The organism is Heliomarina baculiformis (assembly GCF_019966545.1).
GTDB classification, from domain to species: Bacteria; Pseudomonadota; Alphaproteobacteria; order Rhodobacterales; family Rhodobacteraceae; genus Heliomarina; species Heliomarina baculiformis.
Window position 1 is genome coordinate 573,420 of the sequence record NZ_JAIMIC010000003.1, and the last position, 10,408, is coordinate 583,827.

Consider the following 10,408-nt stretch of genomic DNA (forward strand, 5'->3'; position numbering starts at 1 on the left):
TATACATCAACCACTAAGGGGATGTTTTCCCCTTACTCCACCGTTTCTAGCCACCCATTCATGGGTGCATGTTAATAGTTAACGAACTATTAACAACTCGGTCGGCGGATATTAATGCCCTCAGCGACTTCAGGAGAGTCTGTCAGTTGGTTTAATCATTGATTCAATTGATTTATTTTGCCTGAGCGGCTTCGAGTTTTTCGAGCGCTGTCATCCAGAGCGTTTCCGCCCGTTCAAGCCCTTCCATGACCTCGGCGTATTTCTTCTGCCATACTTCCATTTCGCCACGCTTGGACGTTTCATAGAGTTCCGGGTCGGCGAGTTTCTTGGCAAGCCGGTCTCGCATTTCGTTAAGCTTGGCTACGCGTTCCTCGCCTTTGCGCACGTCGCTGCGCATGGACTGGATGGCCTCGCGAGACGGTTTTTTGGCTTCGGTTTTTTCCTGCTTCGCGGATTTCTTCACCGGTTTGTCGCGTGACAGCAGAAGGGTGCGATACCCTTCAAGGTCATCCTCGTAGGGTTTGACCGTTCCATCCGACACCAGCCAGAGCCGGTCGGCAACCAGTGACAGTAGGTGCATATCGTGGCTCACGAGAATGACGGCGCCGCTGTAATTGGTCAGAGCCTCGACCAGCGCCTCGCGGGATTCGATATCGAGGTGGTTGGTCGGTTCGTCTAGGATCAGCATATGCGGTGCGTCGATCGTCGCGATCAGTAGGGAAAGCCGGGCCTTCTGGCCGCCCGAGAGCCTGCCGACGAGCGTGTCGGCCTGATCGGCGGTGAGGCCGAAACCCGCAAGGCGGGCCCGCCAGCGGCCGGGCCCTTCGGAAGGGCGCAGGCGGCGCAGATGGTCCAGCGGGGTTTCATCGACGTGCAGCTCGTCCACCTGATGCTGCGCGAAATAACCGATGCGCAGCTTGGTGGAACGGGTCATCGTGCCAGCCTGCACCGCAAGGCGGTCGGCCAGCATCTTGGATAAAGTGGATTTGCCCTGACCGTTCTTGCCGAGGAGCGCAATGCGATCATCCTGATCGATGCGCAGGTTCAGGCGGCTTAGAACGGTCGTGTCGCCATAGCCGGTACTGCCATTTTCGATATTGATAATCGGTGGCGAGAGCTCGTCAGGCTGAGGGAAGGTGAACACGAGCTTGGCGGCCTCTTCGGGGGCCGTGATCATGTCCATCTTCTCGATCATCTTGATCCGGGCCTGAGCCTGCTTTGCCTTGGACGCCTTGGCTTTGAAACGATCGACGAACTTTTGCAGGTGATCCTTACGGGCCTGCTGTTTCTTGGCCATCGAAGCCTGTACCGCGCGCTGTTCTGCCCGCTGGCGGACGAACTGGTCATAGGGACCGGTCCAGTAGGTCAGCTTGCGATCTTCAAGGTGCAAGATCCCGTTCACGGCGCGGTTCAGCAGGCCGCGGTCGTGGCTGATGATGATGACCGTATGGGGATATCGGCTCAGGTAGTTTTCGAGCCAGAGCGCACCTTCGAGATCGAGGTAGTTGGTCGGTTCGTCGAGCAGCAAAAGATCGGGCTGGGCGAAAAGCACGCCGGCCAGCGCCACACGCATCCGCCAGCCACCGGAATAGGCCGAACAGGGCCGAAGCTGGTCTTCGTCGTCAAAACCAAGCCCTTTCAGAATCGAGGCCGCGCGCGACTCGGCGGACCATGCGTCGATATCGACCAGACGTGTCTGGATCTCGGCAATTCGTGTCCCGTCGGTTGCGGTTTCCGCTTCGGCCATGAGCGCCGCGCGCTCGGTATCGGCGGCAAGCACTGTATCGATCAGCGATACCTCAGAGGAGGGGACTTCTTGTGCGATCCCGCCTATGCGCGCCTTGAGCGGCAGTGAAATGGATCCCCCTTCGAGTGCCAGTTCATTGCGGATTAGGCGGAAAAGCGTGGTTTTCCCGCTGCCATTGCGACCGACAAGGCCAACCTTGTGTCCTTCGGGGATAATGGCAGTGGCCCCGTCGAACAGGGGGCGGCCTTCTACGGCATAGGTGATATCGTTGATACTGAGCATGCGCGGCGCTTTAGCAGAGGCTTCGACGCGGTGAAAGCGGAGTCGTGCGTTCGATCAGTCGCTTTGAGAAGATTGCGGATCGCTGCCGCGATTGCGCCTGTTTCTAGACCTTTCCAAGAGAATTGAGCCGTGTTAGTCGGGCGCCGACGCAAATTCAGCCCGGGCGCAACGCCGGGGCCGCAGCTATGGAGACGCCACGATGGCATTGGAACGCACTTTCTCGATCATCAAGCCCGACGCAACCCGCCGCAACCTGACCGGCAAGATCAATGCCAAGTTCGAAGAGGCGGGTCTGCGAATCGTTGCGCAAAAGCGGATTCACATGACCGCCGCTCAGGCTGGCGTATTCTACGCGGTTCATGCTGAACGCCCGTTCTATCAGGAACTCTGCGAGTTCATGTCTTCCGAGCCGGTTGTCGTTCAGGTTCTCGAAGGCGAAGACGCAATCACTAAGAACCGTGAAATCATGGGCGCCACCAACCCGGCCGATGCTGCTCCGGGTACAATCCGCGCGGAATTCGCTGAAAGCGTTGGCGAAAACTCGGTGCACGGTTCCGATGCGCCTGAAACCGCCGCCGTCGAAATCGCTTACTTCTTTTCGGGTCTTGAACTGGTCGGTTGATCAGACGAAATTTGATCTTTTCAAAGGCGTGCCTGCGGGCGCGCCTTTTTTCTTACCGTATCGCTTTGATAAATTGTTCTGTTCAGCGTGACGCTGCTCGAGATGGCTTCGGATCAGTGCCACGTTGCGCCTGTTGGCTTTGAAACCGACGTCGAACAGGTCGCCAACCAGTGGTACTGCACCAATCACCCAGTCAATTACAGTATTGACCCCCATACGGAATTTCATGCTGGTCGGTACGCCCATACGGTGGCCGCGGTAGACGATATATGCGGCAGGAAGAAGAGCCGCCGTGTCGCCAACGCCGGGGATTAGGCCGAGAATTGAATCCAAGCCCACACGCATGTTGACGATGGGAAGCCTGAAAAACGTATCCATACGGTGTGCAATTCGTTCAAGCTTTTCCAGTTCGATGAAATCCGGATGCAGGACAACGTCGCCCAGGGCATGATCCGCGCCGGTTCGGTTTTCTTCCTCTGAGAATCCTTGTTGCATCGTCGTAAACTCCGCTATCTATGATCTGACAACGTGCTGATTGCGGACCCGGTTCCGATCTGGGGGCTACCCTAAGTTGTTTGTCAGTTGCATACTTCAGGTTCTGTTCATGGTTTTTGTCTTTTACGCATCAATAATCTCGCGAGTTTCCGGCTGGGAGATATCGGCGTGAGCAGCGTTCAGGCAACGCCGGTCAGCAAAGAACCTTTCAACGCCTGGCTTCACTACCAGCACTGGGCTGATCCGGTTCTGACCTTTGGTTTTCCGCAGGATGGCACGCACTTTCCCGGCTTTCCGGTGAACCAGCTGCGGGCCCTTTCCGACAGCCAGCAAGATGCCGTGTGTGGGATATTGCCAGACATCTCCAGCTTTACCTTGCTCGGGTTCGAAGAAAGCAAAGCGCCGACCCTCCGCTACATAACGGATCGCAAGGCTTATGGCGCCAGCGCGTTCTTTCCATCGGCCGACGGTTCCGGTGGCGACGCGTTTTTTGGTCCCAACACTGATGACCCCACTCCGGGAAACGAATCTTATCTCTATTTCATACATGAGATCGGCCATACGCTTGGGCTGGAACATGGCCATATCTACAAGCGCTTCGCGCGCTCGGATTACAACTCGCAAGAGTTCTCGATCATGACCTATGCCGATTATGTCGGGGATACGGATATCTCGTCCTACGACAGCGGCAATATCGACTGGGCGCAAAGTTATATGCAGTTCGACATTGCAGCTTTGCAGTTCCTCTACGGTGCGAATTACGCTGAAAGCGGCTTTGGGTGGAGCGGGGATACGATCTATGGTTTTGACCCGCAGACGGGTGAGATGTCGATCAACAATCACGGGCAGGGCGATGTCGCCGGCAACCGGATCTTTCGCACCATCTGGGATGGTAACGGGAATGACACCTACGATCTTGGGAATTATGCCACCAACCTGTCTCTCGACCTGAGACCGGGAAAGTTCTCGACTTTTTCATCCACGCAACTGGCTGATCTGAATCGCTTTGACGACGATCTGGCCTTTATGGCGCGGGGAAATCTTGCCAACGCCAGACTGGTTGATGGCGATGAACGTGCCCTGATCGAAAACGCGTTGGGCGGGGCCGGAAACGATCGGATCCGCGGTAATAATGCTGACAATATGCTGTCAGGAAATGAGGGGAACGACAGGATCTTTGGCGGTAAGGGCGAGGATCTCCTTTTTGGAGAGAATGGTCGCGACCGGCTCAAGGGGAACGGCGGCTGGGATGAGCTTTACGGCGGTATCGGTGACGACCGCTTGAAGGGAGGCAAAGGCGCTGACGTTCTGAATGGCGACGATGGTGATGATCTGCTATTCGGTGGGCGCGGACGAGACACCATCAACGGAGGGGCGGGCTCCGATCAGCTGACCGGCGGTAGTGGGCGCGATACCTTTGCCTTTGATGCGTTGGGGCGTGGTGGCGAGAATACGATCCGAGATTTCACCACAGGCAAGGACAAGATCGATCTGACCGGTGTTTCTGAGTTTGATCTGGAATTGAAACTGAACGGCATTTTCGCCGTTTCCATGGCAACTGTCATCTCAGTCCAAGAGACAGACGGGACCCGGATCGAAGTCGATCGGGACGGAGACGAGCATTCGAACCTGTCGATCTTTCTTTCTCAGGTCTTTGAGCTGCGCGAAGGCGATTTCCTGCTTTAAGTTCAGGCTGCTGGTCACTCGTTGACACCCTGACGCCTGTGCAGGATGATCCGCGCGGGAGGATCGAATGACAACGAATACGATGAGCGATGGCAAGGCAATTGCCACAAGCTTTGACCTTGCATCGCCGCCGCCGGGCTTTGTCGACGATCCCTTTGAGATCTACGACGCGCTGCTTGCCCATGCCCCGGTTTTACGTCAACCGGACGGCTCGGTGCTCCTTTCGCGCCATGCGGATCTTGAACGGATCTACAAGGATACGACCCTCTATTCCTCCGATAAGAAAGTTGCTTTCGCTCCGAAATTCGGTTCGGATTCCGCCTTGTACGAACACCACACGACATCGCTCGTATTCTCGGATCCGCCCTTGCACACACGGGTTCGGCGGATCATGACGTCTGCTTTGACACCGCGTGCTTTGCAGCGGATGGAACCCGGTCTGGTCGATACGGTGGATGTGCTTTTGGATGAGATGTCCGGGAAAGAAGAAACCGACATCATCGAAAATTTTGCCTCGGCCATTCCAATCCAGATCATTGGTAACCTGCTGGACGTGCCGATGTCGGAACGGGGCCCGCTGCGCGACTGGTCGCTGGCAATCCTTGGCGCTCTTGAACCCTCTCTGTCCAAGGATCAGCTTGATCTGGGCAATCGTGCCGTCGTCGAATTCAAAACCTATCTCGAAGATCTGATCGCACGGCGCAGGCGCTCTCCGGGCGATCCGGAAACTGACGTGCTGACTAGGTTGATCAATGGTGACGGGGCCGAAGGCACGTTGAGTGAGACCGAGCTTATCCAGAACTGTATTTTCATTCTGAATGCGGGGCATGAAACGACGACGAACCTGATCGGGAACGGTCTGGCGATTTTGAACGACTATCCCGATCAAAGACGAAAGCTGCTGGAGGAACCGGACGTGATTGCGCCCGCTATAGAGGAATTCCTGCGATTTCGCTCGCCCAACCAGCTGGGCAACCGGGAAACCACCGCAGAGGTCGAGATCGGTGGGTTGACGATTGCGCCCGGTACGAACCTTCACCTTTGCATCGGGGCTGCTAACCGCGACCCTGAAGTCTTCGAAAATCCGCAAAAGCCGGACATTACCCGCAAACCAAACCGCCATCTTGCCTTCGCCGGTGGGCCGCACGTCTGTGTCGGCCTGACACTTGCACGGATGGAGGGGCGCATTGCAATTTCGCGGTTTCTGAGCCGTTATCCAGAGTACCGGATTTTGAAGGGACGGGCGGGAGGCGGCAGGATGCGTTTTCGTGGGTATGCCTGCCTGCCTGTTGACCTCAGCTGAGAACGAGGGGCGCGAGCATATCGGGCGAGGCACCGGGTCAGCAGATTGCATCGCCGGTTCAATTCATCTTCACCTCTGGTCGGTATTGTCCGGGAGGTCCGAGGTGGACGCAACTGACCAGCGCCATATCGAAGTCTCGAAGCCAGTGCCTTCTGGAGAGCGTGCTGCGAACACTCCGACTTTCGCTCGAGTTAAATGCATGGCCCAAAACTCGAAATCGGTTTTGACGACCTCATCGCAACGGCGGGCAGCTGTTTCGCCCAGAATATTTCGCTTTATCTACAGGGCGCATCCTTGCGATTCCAACAAATGTTACCCGTCCCGCGGTGTATAGCTCCAAGGATGGCGCGTCAGTTCGAATACGGTTTGTATTCGGCGCCCCATGGCAACATTACTAGTTCGTGACAGTTGCTCCAACCGGTTCAGGAGCGCATATTTTAGCCCCTTCGATGAACAAGTGGTGTGAAAAAGGATGAACGTTATTTTGATGCACTTCCTCCGGCCGTCGGACCATTCGGTCTTAAACGCGTCGACGAAGTGCTTGCACATCGCTCAATCCACCTTGATCGTGTGGCAGCGATGGATTCCACTATTGCAGTGTTTATCTTTACGCTTGGTTTGACCGAGATCTGAGAGCACTGGGAGACCGGACAGATATATCCTGTCGTGCCGGGCGTGATTACGGGCGAATTTGATCCGGCCATTCATCAGTTTCACAACCATTATTTGAAGAAGTGCTGAATGTCCTAGAGGAGGTTATCCAATTTATGCGGCTCGTGAATCCAGCGCTTCGCTTCATCCTGAGTGTTTCTCCGGTTTCGCTGACGGCCACTGCAAGCGGGCTAAAATTTTTTGTCCCTTACGACCTATTCCAAGTCGGTTCTGCGCGCCGTTGCAGGCAAACCTGCCGCGACCGATCCGGGTGTCGATTATTTCTCTGCCTTTGAACTCGTCGCGGGTTTGCCGTTCGGCGCTAGAGGGGTCGAGCTAAACTTGCGTTCCGTCAGACAGACGCGGTGGACCCTGTCATGAGGGTGTTTTTAAGCCCATAGGGTTTCACTGGGGGGCATCGAAATGTCCAAAATGCTGACGTGCTCGGCGCAAGCGATCTGCCGACGAACACTGGTAAGAGGCCATGTTTGAAGTATATTCCTGGCGATGAAGCTGCGTGTCATTCGCAATTCGCATGTTTCCATGATCATGCGCGCCAGCCTGCCCGACAAGTTACCCAATCTGGAGTAGATGTTCTTTGCCAAGCTAGGACGTGGACAGGAAGTCATCCGTTTGTGCGGCTCTGAAACCCTTGAGGCTTGGCGAGAACATCGCCGGGTACTCCGACGGCACGACATGCCTGAGATACGTAAGCAGAGGGAATTTGATAGCTTTGTATGTCGATATGTCCGCGACGGTTTTGCAATCATAGGCATGGTCACGGACCATTGGATCTTTAGCTGGCCGGGGGCCCACACACGATCCGGCGTCCCATATTTGTCTGAACCCGCAATCTTGGCCACTCTCACGGCAAGGATTTGCGAAGATCCTAGCCATGACATTCTGGATAAAATTTGTAGGGTCTGCGACATGCCCTTAGTGATTGCGCCACAACCTTGCCCATCCAAAGCGGACCTCAAGAGCACTCGAGAGTTTCAGCGCTTCAAGCGTTTCATTAACAGGCCGTTGGAAACTAGCGGGCTACGCTGCTGGATCAGGCAAATCGCAACATTTTCGAGTCTGTAGAGGGGGTACAGTTCTTCCTCAACCTGGGGAAATCATCAGGCACGGATTCGTGACGGATGAAAGTTTTACGCGCGATATTGGTCGGCTCGATGCCGATGGCAAGCAGCCCACAAGCTATATACTCCATGCCAACCGAGAATATAGGGCGATGATTTTGGAAGAATATAGACGCTTGGTAACAGTCGGTTGACCCTTTGCAATTTGAAAACCGCAGACGTCAGTGCTTCTTATGCCACCTTGAATATTGCCTCAAATGATAGGGATCTCATCGAAAGCCGACGGGACAATTTTAAGAATTTGTTTGAACACTGCCGTGCTATGAGCGGAAGAAATCGAAAATCTCAAGCTGTTGGAAAATGGATCTGGAAAGGACCGCAAACGAGCTGTCTCGATCGCCAAACAGGGACGCAATGCCCTAATAACTAATTCGGAACACTCGGAAAGGTTCGACCCAGTTGCGCATCGGCAAATGGGAACCTATGAGCGAAGAGCCCAAATGCAGTGAGACAATTTTGACCAGATATCCCGATCTTTTTATCCTTCGGCACGGCGAAACGGAATGGAATCTTGCGGGGCGAATGCAAGGGCATCTGGATAGCCCGCTGACCGTACTGGGACGTGAACAAGCCCGGAAGCAGGGGCGGTTGCTCTCGCAGGTGGTGACCGACGCATGCGCATGGTTTTCCTCTCCGCAAGGTCGCGCATTCAATACTGCTCAGATCGCTGCGCCAAATGGTCGGCACATTCAACAGGATATCCGTTTGAAAGAGATAGGGATGGGGGATTGGACCGGTATGACCCGGCACGAAATCGGACAGGTGCGACCGGATCTTTTCGAGGAAGGAGCAGCCCCTCTGTCTTACTACGGGCAAGCGCCGGGAAGCGAGAGCATCGAGGCCGTCGCCGAGCGTGCGCGTGATTTCCTGTTGTCGCTCACGACACCTGCGGTGATTGTCACCCACGGTATCACGAGCCGGGTTCTCCGCTGTGTCGCGCTGGATCTGGATCCTTCATGTTTTGCCCAACTGAACGGCGGGCAGGGCATCGTCTATGCGATCCGCAATGGCGATTACGGTGCTCTGGATGATGACGGATGACGAAGCGAGGCTTTTCCCTAGTTTTGACGGGAAATCCTCTTGCGCAGTTGCGCAACCTCCGTTAAGTCCGCGTCGCACGGGTGATTAGCTCAGTTGGTAGAGCGCTTCGTTTACACCGAAGATGTCGGGAGTTCGAGTCTCTCATCACCCACCATAATTCCTTGGTATAACAAATTCGTCGCGGTGCGTTCCGCCGTCTGTTTCCCGAATTCGGCAAGAAGCAGCATCGATCCAGTGTTCATCTGTTGTGCAATCGCGTGTCTGGCGTCGCTTTTTGACACGCACCCGAGCATGAATGGGACCGCCGCGAGGCGCTCTTTAGTGACGTCATCGATCAGGTTGAACCCGCGGAACCGCTGGCCATTCGTGAACTGGTCATGGTCGAAATCCAACGAACTGCGAATTAGGCCGTGCCGTGGCCAAGAGGCACGAAACCTTGGTCTTGAAAACTGGTCTTAAAAGTAAAACTGGACAACGCCCATCGCAATCCCGGCGGATTAATCCGATACTTTCTTCACAAATTGAGATTTCAAGCTCATCTGACCAATTCCCGGAACCTTGCAATCTATGTCGTGATCGCCATCGACCAACCTAATGCCGCGAACCTTGGTCCCAACCTTAACCACCGACGAAGAACCTTTGACTTTCAAGTCCTTGATCACGATGACTGTGTCGCCGTCCACAAGGACATTCCCGACGCTGTCGCGAACCTCTGGCGCTGTGTCGGCTCGCTCATCCGGTACCCATTCGTATCCGCATTCTGGGCAAATCAATAAGGCATCGACCTGATAGACGAAAGTCGAGGAGCATTCGGGGCAGGGTGGTAACGTATCGGTCATCATGTTGGCCAATAGACTGATGGCAGTCTGGAGAACAGCAGAAACTCTCCTCCATCAGGAACTTAAGACCCAGACTTGCCTTTTATCCCGTCTGAAACCCGAAAAGGCTTCAAGGGCCTCGAATAGGTAGCGACATAGCTTCTTGATGAGTGCCAACGTTGGTTTGGGCTGCCATGCCTACCGTTCTTCAAATAGATTGCTCTGTGAAATTCATGGCAACGGGTGGCATTTTCTGCGAACGTTTTTGCATAAACCGTCGATTAACCGGTGTTCCCGTAATGCGATGCTTTGCTCTGCTCGGTCTTCCCGCAGTACTTGTTGGTTGCACAGAAGCCGAAACTACAGCCTTGATCGAAGTTCCCTCGGCCTATTCCTGACGAGAACGCGCTGTCGCCACGATGTCTGTGGGATTTGATGAGACGGTAGCCCGTCCAGTTAACACGGACATCTTTGGTACTCAAAAATAATGAGGTGGACGCAGACGGCCTGCGATTCCGTTGCACCTTGAATTCCGAAGGCGATATGGACCTGTCGCGGTTTGATGCCGCTCCTTTGATAGCATTTACTGCAACAAAGGAGACTGACTATGGGACTGAAACG

At 54.9% G+C, this 10,408-nt stretch carries 8 protein-coding genes and 1 tRNA gene; 6 read left to right on the forward strand and 3 right to left on the reverse strand.

Annotated elements, in window-relative coordinates; all coding sequences use genetic code 11:
• Positions 1 to 172: 172 nt before the first annotated feature.
• Entirely contained in the window at positions 173 to 2,029 is a 1,857-nt protein-coding gene (locus tag MF268_RS09835) for an ABC-F family ATP-binding cassette domain-containing protein (protein ID WP_238370682.1), read from the reverse strand.
• Positions 2,030 to 2,228: 199 nt separating this feature from the next.
• Between MF268_RS09835 and ndk the strand changes: the two genes are divergently transcribed.
• Entirely contained in the window at positions 2,229 to 2,651 is a 423-nt protein-coding gene (gene ndk / locus MF268_RS09840) for a nucleoside-diphosphate kinase (RefSeq protein WP_238370683.1), read from the forward strand.
• On the opposite strand, the gene MF268_RS09845 is transcribed toward ndk, so the two are convergent.
• Positions 2,652 to 3,146 (reverse strand): DUF4112 domain-containing protein, encoded by a 495-nt coding sequence (locus tag MF268_RS09845; RefSeq protein WP_238370684.1) that lies wholly within the window; start codon positions 3,144 to 3,146, stop codon positions 2,652 to 2,654. It lies immediately after the preceding gene.
• A 168-nt stretch (positions 3,147 to 3,314) separates the two neighbouring features.
• On the opposite strand from MF268_RS09845, the gene MF268_RS25380 reads away from it, so the two are divergent.
• The 5 genes from MF268_RS25380 (at position 3,315) to MF268_RS09870 (ending at position 9,123) form a co-directional block, all read left to right on the forward strand.
• Positions 3,315 to 4,832 carry a M10 family metallopeptidase C-terminal domain-containing protein gene (locus tag MF268_RS25380; protein WP_238370685.1) on the forward strand — a complete coding sequence of 506 codons (1,518 nt, stop codon included), beginning with the start codon at positions 3,315 to 3,317 and terminating at the stop codon, positions 4,830 to 4,832.
• A 67-nt stretch (positions 4,833 to 4,899) separates the two neighbouring features.
• Positions 4,900 to 6,135 carry a cytochrome P450 gene (locus MF268_RS09855; RefSeq protein WP_238370686.1) on the forward strand — a complete coding sequence of 412 codons (1,236 nt, stop codon included), beginning with the start codon at positions 4,900 to 4,902 and terminating at the stop codon, positions 6,133 to 6,135.
• A gap of 462 nt (positions 6,136 to 6,597) precedes the next feature.
• The gene (locus MF268_RS09860; RefSeq protein WP_238370687.1) at positions 6,598 to 6,768 is read left to right on the forward strand and encodes a hypothetical protein; all 171 of its coding nucleotides are present in this window, start codon (positions 6,598 to 6,600) and stop codon (positions 6,766 to 6,768) included.
• Between the two features lie 1,559 nt (positions 6,769 to 8,327).
• Positions 8,328 to 8,969, forward strand: coding sequence for a histidine phosphatase family protein (locus tag MF268_RS09865; protein WP_238370688.1), 642 nt, complete (start codon positions 8,328 to 8,330; stop codon positions 8,967 to 8,969).
• Positions 8,970 to 9,047: 78 nt separating this feature from the next.
• Positions 9,048 to 9,123, forward strand: a tRNA-Val gene (locus tag MF268_RS09870).
• Between the two features lie 343 nt (positions 9,124 to 9,466).
• Here MF268_RS09870 and MF268_RS09875 read toward each other — a convergent pair.
• Positions 9,467 to 9,808 carry a zinc ribbon domain-containing protein YjdM gene (locus MF268_RS09875; protein ID WP_238370689.1) on the reverse strand — a complete coding sequence of 114 codons (342 nt, stop codon included), beginning with the start codon at positions 9,806 to 9,808 and terminating at the stop codon, positions 9,467 to 9,469.
• Positions 9,809 to 10,408: the final 600 nt, after the last annotated feature.